Source organism: Roseateles sp. GW821-FHT09G09 (assembly GCF_059415965.1).
Genome location: NZ_JBWKOG010000002.1, coordinates 298857 through 320803, shown reverse-complemented (window position 1 = coordinate 320803; position 21947 = coordinate 298857). Strand labels below are relative to the sequence as shown.

General features: G+C 63.8%; 20 protein-coding genes. 12 read left to right on the top strand and 8 right to left on the bottom strand.

All coding sequences use genetic code 11. The features are described 5' to 3' along the window. Positions 1-108 precede the first annotated feature (108 nt). The 7 genes from AC07O8_RS06260 to AC07O8_RS06230 all read left to right on the top strand — a co-directional run bounded on the left by AC07O8_RS06260 (position 109) and on the right by AC07O8_RS06230 (position 7236). Positions 109-288, top strand: a complete 180-nt coding sequence (locus AC07O8_RS06260) for a hypothetical protein (protein WP_495047219.1) — start codon at positions 109-111, stop codon at positions 286-288. A gap of 8 nt (positions 289-296) precedes the next feature. Next, entirely contained in the window at positions 297-434 is a 138-nt protein-coding gene (locus tag AC07O8_RS06255) for a hypothetical protein (protein WP_495047218.1), read from the top strand. A gap of 310 nt (positions 435-744) precedes the next feature. Beyond that, on the top strand, positions 745-2073 hold the full coding sequence (locus tag AC07O8_RS06250; protein WP_495047217.1) for a VapE domain-containing protein: 1329 nt from the start codon (positions 745-747) through the stop codon (positions 2071-2073). 205 nt (positions 2074-2278) lie between these two features. Beyond that, a complete protein-coding gene (locus AC07O8_RS06245) occupies positions 2279-3448 on the top strand; it encodes a site-specific integrase (protein ID WP_495047216.1) in 1170 nt (389 codons plus the stop codon). 740 nt (positions 3449-4188) lie between these two features. Continuing rightward, positions 4189-4533 carry a hypothetical protein gene (locus AC07O8_RS06240; RefSeq protein WP_495047215.1) on the top strand — a complete coding sequence of 115 codons (345 nt, stop codon included), beginning with the start codon at positions 4189-4191 and terminating at the stop codon, positions 4531-4533. A 652-nt stretch (positions 4534-5185) separates the two neighbouring features. After that, on the top strand, positions 5186-6172 hold the full coding sequence (locus AC07O8_RS06235) for a hypothetical protein (protein ID WP_495047214.1): 987 nt from the start codon (positions 5186-5188) through the stop codon (positions 6170-6172). Positions 6173-6954: 782 nt separating this feature from the next. Next, entirely contained in the window at positions 6955-7236 is a 282-nt protein-coding gene (locus AC07O8_RS06230) for a hypothetical protein (protein WP_495047213.1), read from the top strand. A 72-nt stretch (positions 7237-7308) separates the two neighbouring features. On the opposite strand, the gene AC07O8_RS06225 is transcribed toward AC07O8_RS06230, so the two are convergent. Continuing rightward, complete coding sequence (locus AC07O8_RS06225; protein WP_495047212.1) at positions 7309-8097, bottom strand: hypothetical protein; 789 nt, start codon at positions 8095-8097, stop codon at positions 7309-7311. A gap of 307 nt (positions 8098-8404) precedes the next feature. Here AC07O8_RS06225 and AC07O8_RS06220 point away from each other — a divergent pair, with 307 nt between their 5' ends. The 3 genes from AC07O8_RS06220 (at position 8405) to AC07O8_RS06210 (ending at position 10528) form a co-directional block, all read left to right on the top strand. Further along, positions 8405-9019, top strand: coding sequence for a DUF4124 domain-containing protein (locus AC07O8_RS06220; RefSeq protein ID WP_495047211.1), 615 nt, complete (start codon positions 8405-8407; stop codon positions 9017-9019). 15 nt (positions 9020-9034) lie between these two features. After that, positions 9035-9739 (top strand): hypothetical protein, encoded by a 705-nt coding sequence (locus tag AC07O8_RS06215; protein WP_495047210.1) that lies wholly within the window; start codon positions 9035-9037, stop codon positions 9737-9739. A 165-nt stretch (positions 9740-9904) separates the two neighbouring features. Beyond that, on the top strand, positions 9905-10528 hold the full coding sequence (locus AC07O8_RS06210) for an NYN domain-containing protein (protein WP_495047209.1): 624 nt from the start codon (positions 9905-9907) through the stop codon (positions 10526-10528). Between the two features lie 22 nt (positions 10529-10550). Here the strand turns inward: AC07O8_RS06210 and AC07O8_RS06205 are convergent, their stop codons facing one another. The 3 genes from AC07O8_RS06205 to AC07O8_RS06195 all read right to left on the bottom strand — a co-directional run bounded on the left by AC07O8_RS06205 (position 10551) and on the right by AC07O8_RS06195 (position 12510). Next, positions 10551-11180, bottom strand: a complete 630-nt coding sequence (locus AC07O8_RS06205; protein ID WP_495047208.1) for a hypothetical protein — start codon at positions 11178-11180, stop codon at positions 10551-10553. Between the two features lie 84 nt (positions 11181-11264). Then, positions 11265-12026 carry a YoaK family protein gene (locus AC07O8_RS06200; RefSeq protein WP_495047207.1) on the bottom strand — a complete coding sequence of 254 codons (762 nt, stop codon included), beginning with the start codon at positions 12024-12026 and terminating at the stop codon, positions 11265-11267. 91 nt (positions 12027-12117) lie between these two features. Next, entirely contained in the window at positions 12118-12510 is a 393-nt protein-coding gene (locus AC07O8_RS06195) for a response regulator (RefSeq protein WP_495047206.1), read from the bottom strand. Between the two features lie 136 nt (positions 12511-12646). Here AC07O8_RS06195 and AC07O8_RS06190 point away from each other — a divergent pair, with 136 nt between their 5' ends. Both AC07O8_RS06190 and AC07O8_RS06185 read left to right on the top strand, forming a co-directional pair. Next, entirely contained in the window at positions 12647-13696 is a 1050-nt protein-coding gene (locus AC07O8_RS06190; protein ID WP_495047205.1) for a LacI family DNA-binding transcriptional regulator, read from the top strand. Between the two features lie 457 nt (positions 13697-14153). Then, a complete protein-coding gene (locus tag AC07O8_RS06185; RefSeq protein WP_495047204.1) occupies positions 14154-16538 on the top strand; it encodes a TonB-dependent receptor plug domain-containing protein in 2385 nt (794 codons plus the stop codon). A gap of 259 nt (positions 16539-16797) precedes the next feature. Here AC07O8_RS06185 and AC07O8_RS06180 read toward each other — a convergent pair whose 3' ends face one another. From AC07O8_RS06180 to AC07O8_RS06165, 4 genes are all read right to left on the bottom strand, one after another. Next, positions 16798-17250 (bottom strand): cold-shock protein, encoded by a 453-nt coding sequence (locus AC07O8_RS06180; protein WP_495047203.1) that lies wholly within the window; start codon positions 17248-17250, stop codon positions 16798-16800. Between the two features lie 202 nt (positions 17251-17452). Beyond that, complete coding sequence (locus AC07O8_RS06175) at positions 17453-19447, bottom strand: S9 family peptidase (RefSeq protein WP_495047202.1); 1995 nt, start codon at positions 19445-19447, stop codon at positions 17453-17455. Between the two features lie 153 nt (positions 19448-19600). Then, positions 19601-20914, bottom strand: a complete 1314-nt coding sequence (gene guaD / locus AC07O8_RS06170; RefSeq protein ID WP_495047201.1) for a guanine deaminase — start codon at positions 20912-20914, stop codon at positions 19601-19603. Positions 20915-20980: 66 nt separating this feature from the next. Further along, positions 20981-21928, bottom strand: coding sequence for a LysR family transcriptional regulator (locus AC07O8_RS06165; RefSeq protein WP_495047200.1), 948 nt, complete (start codon positions 21926-21928; stop codon positions 20981-20983). Between the last annotated feature and the right edge of the window lie 19 nt (positions 21929-21947).

Genomic DNA, 21947 nt, shown 5'->3' with positions numbered 1-21947 from the left:
GTCGACGCCACAGTCGTAAGTTCTTGATTTTGAACGCCTCGGAGACTTCCCTTCGGTCTCGGTGACCAATACCGAGCCAATACCGACCGTTCACAACCAGGACACCCAATGGCATCTCTCGCTTTCGCCCTACTCGCTGCGGCCATCCTCAGCTTCGCCTTCAAGACGACTCGCACGGTCGGGATCGTCTGCGTCGGAATCTTCACCTTCCTCTTCCCCGCGTTCGCCGCGATTCTCACCACGTTTGCAGTAATCGTGCTGCTCTTTTACTACCACCACACTCACTAGAACTCACCATGACCTATCAAGACTCGATCCTCCTGGCTGCGCTGCAAGCTACAGACGACGACCTTCCTGTGGCACTCCTTCCCAACAGCATCAGTAGCTGGGCTTCGGCCTGGACGCCGTACATCGTCGTGCGGAACATCGACTGAGAGTCGTACCGCTACGGCCTCTTGGGGGAGGACAGCAGACCGCAATCCATCCTCCTCCGTGCACGAGGTCGCACGCCCAAGTTTGTGCGATGTACGGATAGTTTCCTTAATGGACAGAAGCGTCGTCCCGGACATGCAGGTCCGCGGACGTCTTAGATGCTTCATCCGGCGCTTTTTCCCGAAGCCGTCAACAGGCAAGTCGCCCAAGCGAGTGTTGTCGTCGACGGGAAGAAGCGTCGCCCAACTCGAACCTTCGAGGCCCCCTCGAAAGAAATCATGACCAAGACTTCCGAAGCTACGAAAGATCCGAATGACCTCCATCGACCACCTTAGCCCACGAGACAAACAGGACACCCGCGCCCACGCACTTGCGGCTACCTACGACCGTCGCGAGACAAGACGCGTTCCAGTCAACCTATTCCCCGAGCAGCCCGCTGCGGAACGCGGCCTACCTCCTTCGACCCTCAACAACTTTGCCTACGCGCTGCGCCACGATGGGATTGACGTTGGGTTTGACGTCATTCGCAAACAGATGATGATTCGCCGCGACGGGGTTGCATTCAAAGATGCAAATTCGGCCTTCGCCAGCATCCAGAGCGTTTGTGAGCGGAACAAGCTGACCACAGCTCACATCAGCACCTACTTGGCTGCGATTGCCGGCGATAACGCGATGAACCCCGTCGCTGCATGGATTCGATCGTTGCCATGGGATGGGATTGACCGCTTGCCGCAGTTTTTCGCTTTGCTGACTGTGGCTGATCCGTTTCCCCCCAACCTCCGGAACATCCTCATGCGGAAATGGCTGCTGTCCGCGGTTGCAGCCGCCTGCACGCCAAAGGGATTCCAGGCTCGAGGCGTACTCGTACTTCAAGGTCGTCAGTCGCTAGGTAAGACCTCCTTCTTCCGCTCCCTGATGCCGCCTCACCTCATCGACTGCTTCTTGCCAGGCCATCATCTCGATCCGAGCTCAAAAGACAGCCTCGTCACAGCGATATCCCATTGGATCGTCGAGCTGGGCGAGTTGGACTCAAGTTTCAAGAAGGACATTGCTCGGTTGAAGGGAGCGTTGACCGCTGATGTCGACAAGGTACGTCGGCCATACGACAGAGCCGATTCGGAGTACCCGCGCCAAACTGTCTTCGGCGCCTCCGTCAATGACGCAGCATTTCTCGTAGATACCACCGGCAACACTCGCTTCTGGACCATTCCGGTGGTCGCCATCGACTTCCGACATGGCATCGATCTTCAACAGCTATACGCGCAACTGGCTGAAGACTTCGAGGCAGGCAAGACATGGCACTCGGCTAAAGACGAGGAGGCCCTTCTCGAAGAGCACAACAAGGCTCACCAAGCCACCACCGCAATTGCCGATCTGCTTCAGACGCACCTCGACGTTGGACCATCTACCTCTGCCGTATCGCTAACAGCTCGGGAAGTGCTTGTCCGTTGTGGCATCACGCAACCAACTAATCCGCAATGCCGAGAGGCCGGGGCATTCTTGCGAGATCTCTACGGTGATCCCAAGAAGAACACCGGCATCTACAAGTGGCCTGTAGTGCTGCGTGAACCCGGGGCCGATCTGAATGTGCCTGTCACTTCGCCCGTTGCCCCTCAACAAGCGAACGGTGAGGCGTTCTGACCGCCGGCACCGGCGACCGGTGAAGAGGCGCGGGGGGGCATCGCAGCGCAGACCGGGTCACCGCTGCTCCTTGCTCCTTGGCTAAGAAGAAGTTCCTACCCTCCCTCCCCTAACCACCCCCCCCTGGCCCGCCTCATGACTCATGTCGAGAGGTGCGGCCGCTGCATTGTTTTTTTCCCCAAGGAGAGCCATGCCCCAAGTAGACATGAACCAAGACTTCATCAAGAACGGCCTACGTTGCCCGCCAGGAAAGGGCCGTATCGAGTTCATCCCCAAGGACCTCCCTGGGATGTATGTCGAGGTGCGAGAGAGCACGCCCGGCCAGGGCACGTACGCCTATCGATACAAGGACGCCTCGGGCAAGACCTGCCACCAGAAGATCGGACGAACCTCGCAGATCAGTCTCACGGACGCCAGAAAGGCGGCCATCCAATTCAAGGCCAAGGTCAATCAGGGTGAGAGTCCGCGCGCCGAGTCCAAGCGACAGAAGGAGGCGCCGATCCTGTCCGCGTTCTTCGAGGACACCTATCTTCCCTACGCCAAAGCCCACAAGCGCTCATGGAAACGGGATGAAGAGCTTTATCGGCTGCGCATCAAGGGATCGTTCGGCAGCGTTCGCCTCAACCAGCTCAACCGCCAGCGGGTGCAGCAGTTCCACACCTCGCTACGCGATCAGGAGGGTCTGAGCCCCGCGTCCGCCGATCACCATCTGAAGCTCATGCGGTCCTCGCTCAATCTCGCGGTCGGCTGGGGTCTCATCGACACCAACCCGATCATCGGCGTGAAGCAGTTCAACGCAGACAACAGGATCGAGCACTACCTACAAGGCGAAGACCTCAAGCGCCTGGTCGACGTTCTACGGAACGATGAGAACCGCATGGTGTGCATGATCTGCATGTTTCTGCTGAGCACGGGCTGCCGACTGAATGAGGCCCTGCAGGCGGAATGGAAGGATGTCGATCGAGGAAGTCGGACGTGGCGCATCCAAGCGAAAAACTCCAAGTCGAAGCGGATGCGGTCGGTGCCCTTGAACCCAAGTGCTCTCATGGTGCTGGACCAACTCGGCACCGAGGATGACTACGAGCATGTCTTCGTCAATCTCAAGACCCGACGCCCCTACACGACCATCATGAAGGCTTGGTCGAGGCTCCGATTGAAGGCTGGCGTTCCCCATCTGCGCATCCACGACCTTCGACATCAGTACGCGTCGCTTCTGGTCTCCAGCGGACGCACCTTGTACGAGGTGCAGCAGATCCTTGGGCACTCCGACCCGAAGGTCACCACGAGGTATGCCCACCTGAGTTCTGACGCCCTCCAAGCGGCGGCCAACAGCGCGTCCATCCTGATTCCGTCCCCAGTCCCCGCCGCCGCCTGACCCCAGGCCCGACTCGCCCCACAAACCACCCGTAGAGCCGCGACTGGCGCCAGGGGATGACAACCCCCATCCCTTGGCCCAGCGTGGGCCTATGCGGGCATCTACGCACAACCCTGAAAGTACCTGTGATCGCAATGCAACCTTACACAATCGACTTTGGAGCCCATCATGGAAAAGACGCACTGCAAATCTGCCTCACCGACCCCAACTACGTGCACTATGTCCTCACCAAGGAGGACGCAGACGGTCCGCTCCTAGCCTTCGGCCAGTCCTTCGCCAACTCATCGATGCGATCGACACCGTGCCGTGGACTTCTCGATGCTCATGCGGAACCGCCGCCGACCGCTGTGTTCCTGATCTTCGCTCGCTGGCGCTTGTGCCGGCTTGCAGCAAGTGCAGTCGCTACCAAACTGAACCCGGGAACTCGAACCTACTGGAGGCGGCGTCATACATGGATGTGTACAACGCCTGCGTCATCGCCAAAGCAAGCGAAGTGGCTCGGCGCAACGTAATCAGAACGTTCTCGCGTCACAAGGGATTGAGCATCGGTGGAAGGCGCTTGTGTGCCATCGACATAATTCGCTTCTATGCCGTCTTGACTCCGTCCCAAACCTGACGGCGCGCCCAGGCGGCCATCTGCATCCGTCAAGAGGAACCCAATGCGTCGTCGACTTGCCCTCGGACTTGCAGTTCTTTCCGCGTTGACCGCCACCGGATGTGGTGCTCCACAGGCTCTGGTCATGCCAGCATCCCAACAAGCAGCCGCCCTCCGCCCAAGCACGGGGAAGGCTCTGCTCGTGGTGATCAGGGAACGGATGTTTAAGGGGTCTGCTGGCTCGTGGGTCGTGGCAGTAGATGGTCGAGAAGTCGCCCACCTTTACTCTGCGAACCATGCGGTCATCGATCCCGGGGAACATGCGATCGGTGGCCCGTCGGTGACGCCGCAATTCTTCGTGTTGAAGGCAGACACGGTGCTGTACCTCAACATGGACATCCCATTTCTGCCGGGATCGGCGTACACAGCGCTGAGAGAAGAAAAGGCTGCGGGTCTCCTGGCCGCCTCAGTCCGAGTCAGAACCTATTGAGCCGATGGCAGGCCCTAGTCCGGGACAGCCATGAGATCGAGACAACGACCAGGGAGGGTGACCGGCAAAGACTTCGCACCAGTAGCCGGCTCCGACGCACGCTTCCATGGCTACAACCGATGGAGGTAGAGCCGCGAAAAAGGGCTCCAACTCGGCCCTAGTCAGGCTTCGGCTACCGAGGTCCCGTCCGTCTGCAGACTGAAGATGCACCCAGAACAGGCGCTTCGCCAGGTCGAGGCCGACGAACCGCAGCTCTTGCGTGTCCATGGCCACCTCCATGGGAGCCAACTGAGCCGCTGATTTTGATCTCGTACGGCGTTGACGCGTTCGTGCAAACACGAATGCTGCGGAAAAGGCTCATGAGCAGCTCAACTCTGCCCCGGCTCACCGAACACTCGCGCTTACGGGCGGCTCTTACGTCCAGGAGGCATAGTTAATTCTGACTATCTGCTGATTGATGCCGCCATGTGTGCGTGAGACGATGTCACCGCGTGTTGAACGACGCCATCGCGTCTCGAGAACGCGCGCTACGTCCGGGAGGGCTGTGGTGACGAGGAATCGTAGGGGAAATAGCAAGGCGGAAGCGCCTTCGGTACCCGTAGGCGCGCCAGCGTCTGATCATGTTCCGAAGCCTTGGCCAATAGGGCTGCTCATGCTTTTCGCGATTGCGGTTCTCACACTGCTTGCGGCTCTATGGGTTTTTATACAAGGACCAATCGGCGAGGAGGCTGCTGCAAAGACCGAACCTGCGCCGCCGTTAGTCGCGTCATCTCCAATTCAAGGGGCACCTTCTGCATCGCGGGTGGTCAGCGAAAAGCAAGTCAGTCTTTTTGCCTTCTCTTGCGGAGGGAAAATTCAAAAGAGTGCTGAAGTAGCGCTCAAGGCGGGAATCTCTGAAAAATCCATAAAGACAGGCGCCTTCATCGACAGCATCATGAATGCCCCTGGGGAGTTCCCCGACAGCAGAGAAGGTACCCAGAAGCAACTCAACTTTATTCAGTGCATGGACAGGCGGTTGACGGCAACCGTATCCGGAGAAGGTCACATTGCTTCAGCGTGCACAGAGGAGTCCCCCTGCGTCGACATAGTCAGAGTTGCGGATTTTGGGAAGAGCACCTGTTCGCCAAAAAAAACGGACGAGGTAGAGCTTATAGACACAATCGAAGTCAGACCAAAATCCCTGGGCGTTTATCAGCCGAGCATTCAACCTAACGGAAACGCGCTTATTCGCGTCACTCGGAAGAGTGGGGACAATGAGATTACCGTACCAAGTGTGGACGAGCCATGTCCCGAATGCCCCTACCCCCGTAAAAAATTCAATATTCCACTGGTAGATGGCAAGGCCACATACAGTTGGCACATTACTAATGGCCACCTCGGCGACAACGAAGGCTTGGCGTTCAAAACGCTATTTCAGCTTCAAAATGCCTATGCACATGTGATCCTTCCGAAAGGAGTCACCATCAGCGACTCAAAAGTCCATCCGCCGCTGATTGCTGAGAAATGTATTCTCGGAAACAACACATTGGCCTGCCGCAGCCTCTCTGGGACTGAAGGACGCGATGTACTAGTGTGGGCGTGGAAATGGAATATGTGGGCAAACTGCGCAAAGAACGCTGCCCACAAAAAACCAACCTGAGATTCGGCTATGGCCTAAGTCTTAAAGCCCAAACCAATCAACCGCACGCCTGCATTTCAAGCGGGCTACCGCAGGCCTGCATGTTCAGCGCCCTCCCGCGAGGCAGCGCCTTGCTGCAGCCGTCCTTGCGCGGCGAGCCGCAAGCTTGCATATGGAGACCTTGGTCTTGGTCGAACGCGAAGTTGCTCATACTGACACCCCTTTTAAAGGCCGATGAAGGGTTCTACAACCGCTGACACGCTCTCAACGCGCGGAAGGCGGTTTGAGTTGACACCAGTCCATTTCAAGGCACAACAGCATCCGGGCGATGACTGTCGGCACTTCGTGACACGCCGCACGCCGCGCATCTGGTGAAGGCATGTGACGGCCCTGAACTAGGCATCTTCCGCTTCAAGCCAAGCTGGTGCTGCCATGACGGCACACCGAGACAGCCGGCCGACGCCATTCCCGGTTTTCACTCAGCCGATAGCTCGCTAACTCGTTGATTCAGTTGACTAATTTTCATGTCCAGCACACCCTCATCTATGTCAGTCTAGGCTTTGGTTCGGCTTCTTCATCAAGTACCGGTACCTCGGTAGATGAAGTCTTACGGATCTTGGGCTTAGGGAGGTTCGCATCCTCGGCAGCCCTGGACTGTTAATCCGTAGGTCCCTGGTTCGAGCCCAGGTCGAGGAGCCAAAATTGAAGCCCCATTCGTGCAAGCGAGTGGGGCTTTTTCTTTCTGTCGATAGCAGTGAATATCATGAAGCGATGCTGGCCGGCAGTCCTCGCGCAATCGCGGGGTGGCTGCCGAAGCCCAGTACCGGGCGCATCTCGTGTCATCGAACGAACCGTGCTTCTCCTTCGATCCTGACACCGCCAAGGTCATCGTGGACGATGAGGTGTATGGCAGGTCGCAACATTCGCAGACTTGGCACTACCGCGTCGAGCGTATCGTTCGCAACCCCAGCCGCGAGTACTTCAAGATCATCTACGGCACTTCGGACATCCTGCGCTTCTCTCACATCGCGCACCGCGGCGCAGCACTGGTGTTGAAGGATCGGTATCTCCCACCGGGGAACTAGGCCACATCAGGGCGCCAACATCGCAAGGTGTCCGGGGCATCCCGGGAAGCTCTCACACTTTGACGTTGAAATTCACTGTCGAACTGTGGTCTCCCGAGGGCCGGCCAACTCGGGCGAACCATTATTCAGCGGATTCAAGAGCGCTCCAAGTTTCTCAACTTCGCCATCCTTAAATCGACCGGGGTCGTTGGCAATCCACGCGTATATCCCTGGATCAATTCTGGCGCCTTGCCGCACAAGAAGTTCGACAGGAGCAGCCGACGCGGGCGTGTTGTAGATCAGAAATTTCAGCGACGCGACATAGATTGGCGATTTTCCCGCAAATATGTCTTTGAACTTCCCGTAGTCGTATTTGACCTGCAACGGCGCATTAACCGGATGCCCCAGTTCCAAGCCGTATCGAACCCATTCCGTTTTGCTATTCTCCAAGCCAAATCTGATGAATTTCGCCCCTGAGTTTTCACTCAACACCTTTGCTTCCTTGAGTCGATTCAAGTAGTAATTCTTGCGCTCAACTCCATACCCGCCTTCAAGCTGATTCAAAGCGATAAATAGTGGAAACCCTCTTGAATCACATCTAAATGGATCAGCGCCTTTGACAATAGCCTCCTCAACAAGGTCCGCTTTGTTATAGGCTAACGCCCACTCCAAGAAGCAAAAGCCGTTTGGAGATCGCCATCGCGAGTTCACGTTTACCGAGTCTATCGGGCTGACAATGCGGCCGCATCTGATGCCGGCAACATATGCTTGAGCCGGACTATCTGAACAAATGTCGCCTGTCGAGCGCCCAAGAAATGGCTCAGCAACTGCGACCGCAGCAAGTTGAGCGCCAAGGGAATTGGAGCATCCCTGCTGAAGCACGGAAAAAGCCAATATCCCTACGCTACATATCAATCTCTTCGTCGGCATATTAGTTAGTTATCACATTGTCGATCCAGAATGACCTGCAAGCCCACCAAGCTAGTGGAAAAACTTGATCATCTATTGGAGTGAGGGGCGACACAGGCTGTCAATCACCCCGAGGAGGCTGTAGTGGACCTCCCGGAAAACGTGATATCGCAGGGAGCCAAAATTGAAGATCGATCGGCGGTTCGGAGCACCCTTGCCAGCAACTGCAGTCAACCGCTCCGTCGCGCCGTGCGTTCGATTCGTTTCAGGGAGACATGAAATGCAGAAGATCCATCTGGCCGTCATCGGCGGATTGCTCGCCATCTTCGCCACGACCGGAGCCCACGCCCAAGTCTGGAAATGCACCACCGACGGCAAGACCCATTACTCGGACCAGCCCTGCGCGGCCAAGGGCCAGCAGATGAAGCCGCAGTCGCTGCAGAGCAATGTCATCGACACCTCCGCGGACCGCGCTGCGGCGGAGCGATCAAGAGCGGCTACTGAGCAGCAGCAAGCCAACGCGGCACCCGCTGCTGCGCAGACCGCCCCGTCCAGCTACTGCCCCTCCGACCGCGACATCACCGCGATGGAGACCAAAGCCACTTCCATCTCCCTGAGCGCGGACGCCAAGCGCTTCGTCCAGGACGAGATCCGCCGCGCGCGCCAGTGCCAGAAGGGCCAGGGCAGCTACACCGCCACGGACTGGAACGTGAGCAAGCAGGCCGTCGACGCGCAGAGCAGCCTGACCGGCGGCGCCGACGCGCGCCGTCGAGCCGAGGCGATGCACAGCGCCGCGAACGCCAACGAGGGCGACCGCATCGCGCGCCAGCGCGAGACCGACGATCGCAACGCCCAGCGCCGACTCAACCAGCAACAACCGCTGCGCGATCGCTGACGACAATCAGCGCTCATGTCGCTCGTCGCCCGCCTCATCCTCGCGTTCTTCTGCATTCTTTTCGCAGCGATGTTCGCGGCTTGGGCGAGCGACCCCGAGCGCCGGTCACTGATCGACTGGATTCCGGCCGCGTTCTGCTTGGTGATCGCCCTGATGTGCTTCGTGAAGGGCCGTCTCTTCCATTTCCTCGGCGGGATGCTCGCATCGAGCGTGCTCGCCGCTGGACTCTGGTACCTGCTCAGCCTACTGACGGACGGGCTTCACAGCCTCACCGCCGAATCGATCCTGGGCGCCCTGGGGTTCTTCGGCGCAACCGGCTGGACCGCCGTGAGGTACCTCCTCAGGACTCGCTTTGGATTCGTGGTCCCGCCCAAACGTATGCTCGAGCAACTCTCGGTGGAATTCGATCAAGTCCACGTGCGGGTCGTCGAGACTCAGGACGCTTCGAGCGATTGGAATCAGCAATTCGCCTGGGACGACATCATTCGGGTGTGCTTCGTCGACGGCGGCATCGACGATTCCGACTATCTGTTCTTCACCCTGCGCGGGCAGGAGAAGCCACGGGTCATCCCGACCGAGGCCAGCGGAGGCCCCGAGCTATTCGGCGCGGTGGTCGATCGTGGCCTGTTCCCCGAAGACGTGTGGCGCAAGGCCATCACCGAGACAAGCGGCCGCACGCATTGCTGGCCACCGCACGACGAAGCCGCCGCCACGCGCTGAACGCAGCGACCACCGCCCAATGCGTCGGCCGACTCTTCCGCCAAGCCAAACAGCTCCCCAACTCCGCGAACGGCAGGAAGCCTTCGACCGCATCGCGCGCCAGCGCGAAACCGACGACCGCAACGCCCAGCGCCGGCCGAACCCGCAACAACCGCTGGGCGATCGATGAAGGTGTTGGACACTCCGCCAAACTCCAGGGAGAGGCCGAGTGGACACCACCGACATCCGCACCGACGCCAAGGTCGGAACACCGCGGACATCGCGCTCGCGCTCGATGCCATCGAGGTACTCTTCGACCGGCGCGCCGACACCTTCTGCATCGTCACCAGCGATTCCGACTTCGCCTATCTCTGCCGGAAGCTGAGGGAGCGCGGATCGACGGTGCTCATCGTGGGCGAGGCAAAGACGCCAGCGGCATTGCGCAACGCGAGCGATCAGTTCTTCCAGTGGACGCCTCCTGAAGTGATCGCACCCGCGATTGCCGAGCCCACATCGGCCGAGCCCGCCGCGGCGAAACCAGCAGCCCCGGCACCGGCGCCCAAGCCGAAACAGCGCCCGAAGGCGCTGGTCAACGCAGTGAAGCTGATGGCCGCCGACACCTCCGATGGCCGCGTCCATGTCGGAACGCTGGGCTCCTATCTGCGCCGCACTGATCCGGGCTTCTCACCGCAGACATTCGGACATTCGGGACTTGTCAGCATGCTGAAGACCTACGACTTGCTCAACGTGCGCCAAGAACCCGGCGGTCACTGGACCGTCGCGCTCGCCGCCGGCAACAACGCGGCGTGACCGGACGGAGCTTGGCCGCCGCTCAATGCGTCAGCCGACTCTTCCGCCAAGCCAGGTAACTCCCCAGCTCCGCGAACGGCAGGAAGCCCTCGTCGTCGGGGTCCGCCGGCACGTCGCAGACCTCCACCAGATCGACGTCCGTCGCGGCTGCTTTCTCGCCTAGCGCCGTATCCAGCATCAGCAGCAGCCCGTTGGCGAAGTCCTCTTCCTGATCGTCGTTGAACCCCTGCACCGCAACGCGCAAACCCAGCACATCCGGCGCGTCAGGGTCGACCATCGGCTCGAACCAGAGGTCCTGGGGATCCAGCTCCAGCCCCCGATAACCGATGCTGAAGCCGAACCCCATCGCCGGCTTCAAGGCCACGGGGATCCATCCCGGCAGCTCCGGCGCCACGGAGACCATGGCCTCGACCAGCGGGAACAGCGCCCACTCGCCTTGCGCGGTGATCACCAGCTCGCGATCCTCGTCGCCGGGCGCGGAGACCTCGAACCACAAGCCTTCGTTTACCCCCTGAAGATGCGCCAGGAGTTCATCCCAGAACGGATCGTCGGGCGATTCCAAGGCGTTCAGCGCTGACTGGTGCGACGCCAGCCACGCCCAGAAGGCGCTGATCTTTTGAGGGTCGAGGTCGACGTCGTGGGGGTCTTGCATGCGAGGCTCCAATCGTCGCGATTGTCCGTCGGCCAGCGCCCGGCACCGTCGACCCGTGAACGTCGCCGCGTGAACGTCGCCGCGTCAACGTCCCCGCGCCAGCAGCCCCCGCCACCGCCCCCAGTCCTTCGTGATCGGCGGCAGCGCCAGCACGAACAGCACCGCCGCCAGGGGCACCACGAACACGAACCCGAGGTGCTTGAATCCGAGCGCACCCACGCATCCGCCGACCACGAACGCCGCCAGCAGCCCGCCCGCACGCTTCGCCCGCTGCCGGTCATGCCGAACCGCCGCGCGTGTCGCCGGCGGCTGCCGGTTCCAATACAGCATCTTCCCCAGCTCCATCCCGAGGTCGGTGATGTTGCCCGTCATGTGGGTGGTGCGGATGCTGCCGCCCGAGGTCTTCGATCCCACCGCGTTCTGCAGTCCCATGATGAAAGCCAGCAGCAGCACCGTCAGCGGCACGGCGAACGGCGTGTGCCAGGTCAGTGTGATCGCACCCATCAATCCGAACGGGAACAGCAGCGCCGCCTCCAGCATCAGCGGCAGCGCATAGACGCTGCGCAGGCCGTGCTGCCTCGCCCAGTTCACCAGCACCGCGCACACCGCCGCGCCGGCCACGAAGGCCAGGATCGCCCCCAGCGCGTTCAGCACCAGCGTCCCCTGCCCCATCACCGCGCCGTCCGCCAGCTGCGAAGCGAAGCCCGTCATGTGCGAGGTGTAGCGCTGCAAGACCAGGAACCCGCCCGCGTTCACCGCCCCCGCGTTGAACGCGAGCAGCAGCCCCAACGCCTGGTTCGTGGACGGCGCGCGATGGCGGCTCGTCAGGTGCAGCAGTCGCCTCACGGCGTCTCCCGATGTCGATGACAGTGCGGCCGATGATACGGGCGCCCTCGCCAGGCCGTGGCGGCCGTGGCGGCGTCGGTCCGGGCGACGCTCAGTAGATCGTCGGCTGGCCGTCCAGCTTCGCGCCGTACTTCGTCAGCGTCTTGTGCAGCCGCCCGAAGTCGATCGGCTTGACGAAGTAGTCGTCGAAGATCAGATCCTCATACACCTCGAAATCGGTATTGAGCGGCGTGCCGCTGACCGCGATCGCGATCAGCGTCGGCAGGCTGACCTTCAGCCGCCCCGCCAGGTGCCGGCCGTCGGCGTCCGGCATGTCGATGTCGGTGATCAGGATGTCGGGCTCCCACTTCAAGCCGATGCCGATCGCCTCCAGCCCGTTGCGGGCGACCCGCAGTTCGAAGTTGTAGACCGTGAGCAGCTCGCGCAGGAGATCCAGCGAATCCGGCTGGTCATCGGCGACCAGGACCTTGAGGCGTTCCGACATGGCGTGGGAGGAATGACAGTTGGGGCGACAAGAGCAAGCGGCGAGCCCGGGCGGCCACCGACACGGGAATTGCGGCGCATTCTTCTATCGAACCCGCGCGGGAGTAGGATCGACCCGTTCTTGAAAGCGCTTTCCCATGAAGAGAAAGAAGCCCCTCCTGTCGACGTCCAGCGAGGTCACGCTGGGCATGGTGGCCGTCGCCAGCGGCGTTTCGCCGAGCACCGTCTCGCGCGTGCTCAGCGGCAGCGCGCAGGTGAGTTCGGAGAAAGCCGAGCGCGTCCGGCGCGCGATCGACGCGCTGGGCTTCGTGCCCAACACCATCGCCCGCGCGCTCGCGGACGGCAGGACCTTCAACATCGGGCTGCTTGCGCAGTACTTCGAAAGTCCGTTCTACGCGCTGCTGCTGCGCGGCATCGAGGAAGTGCTGACGCCCGCGGGCTACGGCCTCGTCGTGGCGAGCGGCCATTGGCAGCCGGATGAGGAGCAGCGCTGCATCGCCTCGCTGCGATCGCGGCGCGTGGACGGGATCATCGTGCTGACCGGCGGCTTGAGCGACGGGTTCCTCGCCGCGCTCGCGCGCGAACTCCCCGTCGTCGTGACCGGTCGCGCGCTGCAGGCCGCGGGGCTGCATGCGCTGAAGACGGATGACCTCGAAGGCGCACGCGTGGCGACGCGGCATCTGATCGAGCGCGGTCACACCCGCATCGCGTTCATCAGCGGCGACGCCACCCACGCGGATTCGTCCGAGCGCGAGCGCGGCTACCGCGCGGCATTCGCCGAAGCGGGTCTCGATGTCGACGACGCCTTGATCGGCTGCGGCAACTACTGCGAAGTGGGCGGCGCGGCGGCGATGACCCGGATGCTCGACCGCGGCGCGCAGTTCACGGCGGTGTTCGCCGCCAACGACCAGATGGCGGCCGGCGCCGCGCGCGTGCTGCACAGCCGCGGCTTGCGCGTGCCGGAGGACGTCTCGCTCGTCGGCTACGACGATCTCCTGAACACCGCGCATGCGAGCCCGCCGCGCACGACCGTCGATGTCCACATCGCCGAGCTTGGCCGGCGCGCGGCGTCGGCGATGCTGGACCTGCTGCGCACCGGCGGCTCGGCGATCGAGCCGCCGATGCCCCAGTTGATCGTGCGGGAGTCGACCCGGCGCCTGCAGCCTGCGGGGGCGAGCGCCTGTTGAGGAACTGACCGGCCCTCACCTTGCTTTTCGTCAACTGCCCGTCACAAAAGCTCGGCAGAATGCAAGGCATCCGAGACAACAACCGGCTGCACTACTGGGCAGAAAGCTGGAACCCGTCACCAGCGTCACGGATACCCTTTTCAGAAACGAAGCCACCCGATGGGTGGCTTCTTTCATTTGGACGGCCAGATCGCGATCGTCGCTCCGCAATCCCCCAGGCGAAGGGCGTCACCCGGGGTTTTCCCCGCCCCAGCGTCGCGCCCGACCATCACCTTGGGTAAAGAACTTTGAAAGTCCGCGCTCGCCTTCGGCACGAAACGTACAGCGTGCGATCCTTTCGACCCATCCGCGACGAGACGCCTTCCGCCCTCGCCCGCGGGACCCCACAACCCTGTTTCGCGCTTCCGTCCCAGCCATCGCCAGATCGGGCCGCGCTTGCTCCGCCATTGCCTTTTCGATGACAAGCACCCGCCGACCTGCCCTGCATCCGCTGTCCTTCGCCTTGATGCTGGGCCTGAGCGCCTCCGCCTGGTCCCAGGCCACGCCGCCCGCCCCCGCACCCGCCACGCCGCCCGCGAAGGCGCCTGCACCGACGCCTGAGCGCTCGCGCCCCGCCGCGCCGCCACCCGCCAAGGACGCCGACAACCCCACGCAGCTCGACCGCGTCGAGATCCAGGGCACCTCGCGCGACGACGACCAGCGCCGCGCCTCCACCGCCTCGAAGATCATCATCGGCCGCGAGGAGATCGAGCGCTACGGCGACTCCACCATCGGCGAGGTGCTCAAGCGCCTGCCCGGCGTCACCACCGGCGGCCGCCCCGGCCGCGGCGGCGAGGTCCGCATGCGCGGCATGGGCAGCGGCTACACCCAGATCCTCGTCAACGGCGAACGCATGCCGCCGGGCTTCTCGCTCGACGAGCTCCCGCCCGAGCAGATCGAACGCATCGAGGTGATGCGCGCCCCGACCGCCGAGTTCGGCGCGCGCGCCATCGCCGGCACCATCAACGTCGTCCTGCGCGAGGCTCTCCAGCGCCGGCTCAACGAGGTCCGCCTCGCCGCCGCCTTCGAGCGCGACCACCTCACCCCGCACTTCAACTGGACCCGCAACGACAAGATCGGCGACAACGGCGACGCCTACAACTTCACCGTCAACGCGATGCAGCACAAGCGGCTGGACGACATCGACTCGCAGTCCTTCACCCAGCGCTTCGACACGACGACCGGCGCGCCCAAGAGCGACACCCTGCTCCAGACCCGCGGCCAGACCGCCGACGAGCGCAAGTCGCTCAACATGACCGGCCGCCTGCAGTTTCGCCTGGACGGCGGCGACACGATCGCGCTCCAGCCCTTCGTGATGGTCAACCGCGGCAGCGGCGGCAGCAGCTCCCGGCAGACCCAGTCCGCGGTGCCCGACGAGAACGCCTTCGAGCGCATCAAGTACGACACCGCCACGAACGACAGCAGCAGCCGCTCCGCGATGGCGCGCCTGAACCTGCAGTGGAACAAGCGCATCGACGAGCGCACCCGCATGGAAACGCGCCTCGGCGCCGGGCGCATGACGATGGACAGCAGCGCCCATCGCGAGGAAGACCTCGACGCCACGCCGGGCGTCTTCTATCGCACGCAGGACGACACCACCAAGAGCCGCGACACGCAGTGGAGCGTCAACCTCAAGCTCACGCACCAGATGGAGAACGAGCACAACCTCGTCGCCGGCGTCGAGGGCGAAGGCACCGAGCGCACCCAGACGCGCGGCTGCTACGAGGTCTTCGGCCGCACCATGAGTGGCAACCCCTGCGCCTTCCTCGCCGACTTCGGCGAGAACGTCAGCGCCTCCACGCGCCGCCTGGCCGTCTACGGACAGGACGAATGGAGCGTCGGCAAGCAATGGGGCTTCTACGCCGGCCTGCGCTGGGAAGGCATCCAGACCGACAGCACCAACAACCAGGGCCCGGTGAAGAACACCTCCAGCGTGCTCACCCCGCTGCTGCACGGCGTCTACAAGATCGACGAGAAGAGCCGCGAGCAGATCCGCGCCAGCCTCACCCGCAGCTACAAGGCGCCCAACCTCAACGACGTCATCGGCCGGCTCAGCATCAACAGCCAGTTCACCTGCCAGCCGCCGGACATCCTCTGCGGCCCCAACCTGATCAACTACCCGGACCGCTTCGGCAACCCCGACCTGAAGCCGGAGATGGCCACGGGTGTCGAGATCGGTTACGAGAAATACCTTTCGAAGGGCGGCCTGCTCAGCGCGAATTTCTTCTACCGCCGCATCACCGACCTGATCCGCAGCCAGGCCGAGCTCGAGACGGTGCCCTACGCCACCACGCAGCGCTGGGTCATCCGTCCGCGCAACATCGGCAATGCCAAGACCTACGGCGTCGAGCTCGAGGCCAAGTTCCGACTCGACGAGTACTTCAGCGACGCGATCCCGGTCAACGTGCGCAGCAACCTGTCGCTGTTCCACTCCGCCGTCGACGGCATCGTCGGCCCCAACAACAAGCTGGACCAGCAGCCGCGCTACACGGCCAACCTCGGCGCCGACTATCGATTGCGCTCGGTGCCGCTGACCTTGGGCGCGTCGCTCAACTACACGCCCACGACCTTGCTGCAGCAGAGCGACCAGGTCCTCAACGACATCGACAAGAAGCGTGTCATCGATCTCTCCGCGATGTGGACTTTCTCGCCGACGGTGGCGGTGCGCGTTGCTGCCAGCAATCTTGTCCCGCTGACTTTCGGCAACGGCAGCATTGCCACGACGCCGGGCCGCATCGTCACCGGCGAGAGCACCGGCCGCAGCTTCACCGTGTGGACCGTTCGCCTCGAACTCAAGGTCTGACCCTCCGCCGCCTTCCTCGCGCCCCTGATTCCGAGTCAACGGAAGGCGGGCAGGGGGCGACGATTTTGTGAGCATGCGAACAGTATGAGGAGCCCCCTGCCCGCCTTTCGTTGACGAGCGACATGAGCGACGTCAGCGACGTGAGCCGACGGGCCGGACGCAAAAAAGGCTGCCCGGGAGGGCAGCCTGAAAGAAGCGGAGCAGTGGGCCTCCGCGAGGGCGACGGGGCTGCAGGTGCCAGCCCCAAGGAGTCAACTTGTCAGCGGCCCACCCGGCCCTGGGCCTTGGCCTGGCTCGGCGTCTGATTCTGAGCCTGGGCCTGGGCCTGGCTCTGCATCTTGCCCGCGATCGCATGGCTGGCCGGCGACCACACGGTCGCGCCCACGCCCAGCAACAGCAGCACCAGCACCGTCCAGGTCAGCGGCGACGTCCGACGGCGCGCGATCGGCCGCGGCGGGCGCGAGCCCATGCGCGCGGGACGCAGCTGCGAAGGCAGCTTGTATTCCTGCAGACGATGCACCCGCACGGCCTGTTTGCTGCCGTCACTCCTGGACACAACCTCGAAGCTCAGGCGCTCGCCTTCCCGAGGCGGCTGACCGTCCATGGGAAAGGCAGACACGTGCACGAACAGGGCATCACCGCCCTGCTCCGGCTTGAGCATCCCGTGGCCGCGCTCGGCGTACCAACTCTCCAACGTGCCATCGAATCGCATGATCTGATCCCCCATCGTGTCGAAGCCCGACGAGCCCCGCAGGCTTGTGACCTGCGCAAGGCGTCCTGGACCGGGCGCTTCTCTCTCTGTCTAGACAAAAAGGCCCGGCACGGGGCCGGGCGCTTTTTGCTTGTGGGGGCATCCTGCCTATGCCGGGGCGAGGCCCGGCAACAGCCTGTAAACCGTGCAACTTCGCACGGATTTAATTCTTCAAGCCGGGCTTCAGGTACTTGTCGAGGAATTCGAGCGTTTTCTGGTTGGCCTCGATCTGGTTCTTCTTCTTCGAGAAGCCGTGGCCCTCGTCCTCGAAGACCACGTACTCGACCGGCACGCCGTTCTTCTTCACCGCGTCGACGATCTCATCGCTCTCCGGCTTGATGACGCGCGGATCGTTCTTGCCCTGGATCACCAGCAGCGGCTTGCGGATCTCCTTGGCATGAAACAGCGGCGAGGTCGCGATCAGGAAATCCTTGTCCTTCACCGGATCGCCGATCTCCAGGTACAGCGCCTTGCGGAAGCTCTCCCAGTACGGCGGGATGGACTCCAGCGTGCGCAGCCAGTTGGATACGCCGAAGATGTCGATGCCGACCTTGAAGGCTTCCGGCCGGAAAGCCATCGCCGCCAGCGTCATGTAGCCGCCGTAGCTGCCGCCCATGATGCCGATGCGTTCGGGGTCGATGACGCCGGTGCCGGCCAGGTAGGTCTTGGCCTCGATGCAGTCCCACAGCGGCTCGCGGCCGTGCTTGCCGTCGTCGGCGGTGAAGAAGGTCTTGCCATAACCTGAGCTGCCGCGGTTGTTGATGCCCAGCACCGCATAGCCGTGGTTGACCAGGTACTGCACCATCGCCGCGTAGCCGCGCGTGGTCTGGCCGCCCGGCCCACCGTGCACCATCACGACGGCCGGTACCTTGTTGGTCGGGGACGCCTCCTTCGGCTCGTAGTAGACCGAGGGGATCACCATCCCGTCGAACGAACGGAAGCGCACGATGCGGCCTTCGACCAGTTCCTCCGGATCGATGTCCTTGGACAGCGTGCGCGTCAGCTGCTTCACCTGCTTCGTGCCGAAGTCGTAGACGTACAGGTTGCTCGGCGAACGGTCGCCGTTCAGGTAGAACGCCATGCGCTGGCTGGTCTTGGAGAAGGTCACGCCGCGGAGTTCGCCGCCGGGCAGCTTGGGCAGAGCCACCGGCTTGCCGTCGGCGGTCTGCACGATGCGCAGCTCCAGGCTGGCATCGGCGTTGACGCCGGTCACGCGATAACGGCCGTCCCGCGAATAGCTGCTGTAGACGATGTCCCAGTCCGCCTTCTCCAGGTCGCGCTTCTGGCCCGAGGCCAGGTCGTACGCGACCAGGCGCTGGAATTCGGAGCCCTCGTTCGAGAGGATCAGCAGCGTCTTAGACTCCGGATCGAAGTCCGTCGTGCTGAACGAGGCCACGCCCTGGTGCGGCGTCAGATGTTTCGTTTCCTTGCTCTGCGTGTCGTAGAGGTAGACGTCCGAATCCGCCGTCGTGTTGGTCTTGCCCAGCGCCACCCAGCGGCCGTCGCCGCTGACGTCGAACACCGCGTTGCCGTCGTTGTTCTGGTAGATCAGCGTGCGCGCGTAGGTCTTGGCGTCGTAGCGGTAGACGTCGATGTAGCGGGCGTCGCGCTCGTTGGTCGTGACGAAGAAGGCGTCGCCGTCGCGGCTCCAGCCGGTGAAGCCGGCCTTGACCTTGTCGCCGGGCGTCAGGTCGCGCTCGCTGCCGTCGAGCTCGCGCACGATCAGGTGGTTGTTCTCGTTGCCGCCCTGGTCGCGCGTGAACAGCACGCGGTCGTCGGTGCGGAAGTAACTGACCGCGTAGTGGCTTTCCGTCGTGGACTTGGTCAACGCCACCGGCGCGCCGCCGTCGACGGACTGGCTGTAGACGTTGAAGATCCCGGTCTCATTGCTGCTGAACAGGATGCGGCGCTCGTCCTGCGAGAACGAGGCCCCGCGGACCGAGGTCGTCGCCATGAACTGCTCGATCGTGTAGGGCTTGGCGGGCCGCGGCTGCGAGGGCTTGGCCTGCGCCTTGGCCGTGGCCGCCGTGGCGGGCGTCCTGGCGACCTTCTCCGTCGCGGCCTGTGCGGGCATCGCGAGCGTCGCGGCGGCGGCCAGCGCCAGGCACAGCGCGGTCAATGCCGTCTTCGGCGTGCCGTTCGGGGACAACTTCGTCATCGGGGATCTCCTCTCCTGATCGCTCCCGGGGACGTCCCGGGAAGCTCCGACTGTAGGCATCGGGGTCAGGATTTGACTATCCCCGGTTCCACGCGCTGCGCCCTGCACCGACAGGCTGCGTGCAGAGGCGACGGACGGCAGCCCCCGGGGTTGTCAGGGTCGCCGATAACGCGGCACGCCCGCGACATAGCTCGCCACCAGGTTGCGGTCGTCCGACAGCGTCATCCAGGCGAAGGCGCGTTCATGCGGGTCGCGCGCCAGGCTCATGCGGGCCTCGGCGACCGGGCCGGCGGCCCAGTCCCAGACGCAGACGTCGGCCAGGGTCTTGGCGCCGAAGTGGCCCAGCTCGTCCGACAGGCCCAGCGCCTCGGCCGCGCCGAGCGTCGCCGCATGCAGCCCCGCCCAGGCGGTCAGGCGCTGGCCGTTGAGCGCCTGCACCTTGTAGCCGTCCGCCAGCGTGCGCTGCGCCGACAGCGAGGTCCCGCCGCCCACGTCGCTGGCCGCGCTCACGCGCACGCCCGCGGCGAGCGCGCCGGGCCAGTCGAACAGCCCGCTGCCCAGGAACAGGTTGGATGACGGGCAATGCGCGATGTGGGCGCCGGTGCGCGCGACGACGCGGCGGTCCTCGTCGTCCAGCCAGATGCCGTGCGCCAGCACCGAGCGCGGATGCAGCAGGCCGACGCGGTCGTAGACGTCGAGGTAGCTGCGGGCCTCGGGGAAGAGCTTGGCGACCCATTCGACCTCGCCGCGGTTTTCCGCCACGTGCGTCTGCATGTAGAGGCTGGCATCGGCGCGGCACAGCGCGCCGGCCATCGCGAGCTGCTCCGGCGTGCTCGTCGGCGCGAAGCGCACGGTCACCGCGTAGGACAGGCGCTCGCGGTGGTGGTGCTTCGCGATGAGGTCGAGGCAGTCGCGCTCCGCCTGCGCGACGTCGTCCCGCAGCGCCTCGGGCGCGTTGCGGTCCATCAGCACCTTGCCGGTGATCAGGCGCATGCCGCGCGCCGCGGCGGCGTCGAACAGCGCATCGGCCGAGACCTTGTGCACCGTCGGATAAACGACCGCCGAGGTCGTGCCGTGCGCCAGCAGCGCGTCGAGGAAACGGCCCGCGCCGACGTGCGCGACCTCCGGATCCATGTAGCGCTGCTCCGCCGGGAAGGTGTAGGTGTTGAGCCAGTCCAGCAGCTCCGTGCCGTAGGACGCGATCACGTCCAGCTGCGGGCTGTGCACGTGCGTGTCGACGAAGCCCGGCAGGATCAACCGGCCGCCGTGATCCTCGCGGACCCAGCCCTCGCCCGGATCCTCCGCCTGCGCGCCGACGATGCGGCCCTGCTCGATCAGCAGCCAATGGTCCGGACGGAAACGCACGGCGGGGTCGTCCACGCGCGCCCACTGCGGCGCGGCGGTGAAGTCCAGCAGGTCGCCCTTCAGGGCCAGGCGTGCGGGAGCGGCGGATCGGTCGGTGGTCATGCGTTCAGCGGAGGAGATTCGGAAGGAAGACTTCAGGGAGAGATGCGGAGAGCAACGCGACGGCCCCTACTTCACGAGCTCGCGCGCGACTTCGCGCACCTGCTCGCGCAGCCAGCGCAGCGGCGCGCTGTTGTGGCTGACGTCGTGCCACAGCTGGTAGTAGGTCATCGGCGGGAACGCCACCGGGCAGCGGAGCACCGTCACCGGCAATTGATCCACGTAGCGGTTGCAGAACAGCCGGCCGGTGGTCAGCACCAGCAAGCTGCGCGCCACCATCTGCGGCAGTTGCCCGAAGTGGGCGCAGCGCACCGCGATGCGGCGCTCCAGGCCGAGCGAGGCCAGGTGCTGCTCGATCACGCCCGGCTGGCCCCGGCTCAGCGGCATCGGCGCCAGGTGCTGGCAGTCGAGGTAGCGCTCCTGCGTCCAGGCGCGCGGTGCCATACGCGCGGCGGGGTGGTCCTTGCTGACCAGGCAGACGACCTCGTCCACCAGCAGCCGGCCCATGTGGAGCTCGCCGGGCGGCTCCAGCCAGTTGCCGATCACCAGGTCCACCTCGCCGCGGGCGAGCGAGGCGCGGTAATCGAAGTCGGCGTTCAGCGGCTGCAGGTCGAGCTGCACGCCCGGCGCCAGCCGCTGCAGATGCGCCACCAGCAGCGGCAGGAACAGCGGGTCGAGGTAGTCGCTCGCCGCGACGCGGAAGCGCAGCTCGGCGGTCGCGGGATCGAAACCGGTCTTGCGCAGCCGGGCGCCGAAGAGCTCGTCGGCCTCGCGCAGCAGGCGTTCGGCGGGCGCGAGCAGTTCCAGCGCGGTCGCGGTCGGCGTCATGCCGGCGCCGCTGCGCACCAGCAGCGGATCGCCCGTCAGGGTGCGCAGACGCCGCAGCTGCGCGCTCAAGGCGGGCTGCGTGCTGCCGAGCCGCATGGCGGCCCTGGACACACTGCGCTCGGAAATCAAGGTATGCAGGACCCGCACCAGAAGGAGGTCGATCTTGTCGAAGTTCAGTGCTTCCGACATGGCCGGTGGCATATGGATG

Bases quoted from the DNA above. Each gene is read 5' to 3' on its own strand.
- AC07O8_RS06260 (WP_495047219.1), top strand. From the start codon at position 109: ATGGCATCTCTCGCTTTCGCCCTACTCGCTGCGGCCATCCTCAGCTTC.
- AC07O8_RS06255 (WP_495047218.1), top strand. From the start codon at position 297: ATGACCTATCAAGACTCGATCCTCCTGGCTGCGCTGCAAGCTACAGAC.
- AC07O8_RS06250 (WP_495047217.1), top strand. From the start codon at position 745: ATGACCTCCATCGACCACCTTAGCCCACGAGACAAACAGGACACCCGC.
- AC07O8_RS06245 (WP_495047216.1), top strand. From the start codon at position 2,279: ATGAACCAAGACTTCATCAAGAACGGCCTACGTTGCCCGCCAGGAAAG.
- AC07O8_RS06240 (WP_495047215.1), top strand. From the start codon at position 4,189: ATGCCAGCATCCCAACAAGCAGCCGCCCTCCGCCCAAGCACGGGGAAG.
- AC07O8_RS06235 (WP_495047214.1), top strand. From the start codon at position 5,186: ATGCTTTTCGCGATTGCGGTTCTCACACTGCTTGCGGCTCTATGGGTT.
- AC07O8_RS06220 (WP_495047211.1), top strand. From the start codon at position 8,405: ATGCAGAAGATCCATCTGGCCGTCATCGGCGGATTGCTCGCCATCTTC.
- AC07O8_RS06215 (WP_495047210.1), top strand. From the start codon at position 9,035: ATGTCGCTCGTCGCCCGCCTCATCCTCGCGTTCTTCTGCATTCTTTTC.
- AC07O8_RS06210 (WP_495047209.1), top strand. From the start codon at position 9,905: ATGAAGGTGTTGGACACTCCGCCAAACTCCAGGGAGAGGCCGAGTGGA.
- AC07O8_RS06205 (WP_495047208.1), bottom strand. From the start codon at position 11,180: ATGCAAGACCCCCACGACGTCGACCTCGACCCTCAAAAGATCAGCGCC.
- AC07O8_RS06195 (WP_495047206.1), bottom strand. From the start codon at position 12,510: ATGTCGGAACGCCTCAAGGTCCTGGTCGCCGATGACCAGCCGGATTCG.
- AC07O8_RS06190 (WP_495047205.1), top strand. From the start codon at position 12,647: ATGAAGAGAAAGAAGCCCCTCCTGTCGACGTCCAGCGAGGTCACGCTG.
- AC07O8_RS06185 (WP_495047204.1), top strand. From the start codon at position 14,154: ATGACAAGCACCCGCCGACCTGCCCTGCATCCGCTGTCCTTCGCCTTG.
- AC07O8_RS06180 (WP_495047203.1), bottom strand. From the start codon at position 17,250: ATGCGATTCGATGGCACGTTGGAGAGTTGGTACGCCGAGCGCGGCCAC.
- AC07O8_RS06175 (WP_495047202.1), bottom strand. From the start codon at position 19,447: ATGACGAAGTTGTCCCCGAACGGCACGCCGAAGACGGCATTGACCGCG.
- guaD (WP_495047201.1), bottom strand. From the start codon at position 20,914: ATGACCACCGACCGATCCGCCGCTCCCGCACGCCTGGCCCTGAAGGGC.
- AC07O8_RS06165 (WP_495047200.1), bottom strand. From the start codon at position 21,928: ATGTCGGAAGCACTGAACTTCGACAAGATCGACCTCCTTCTGGTGCGG.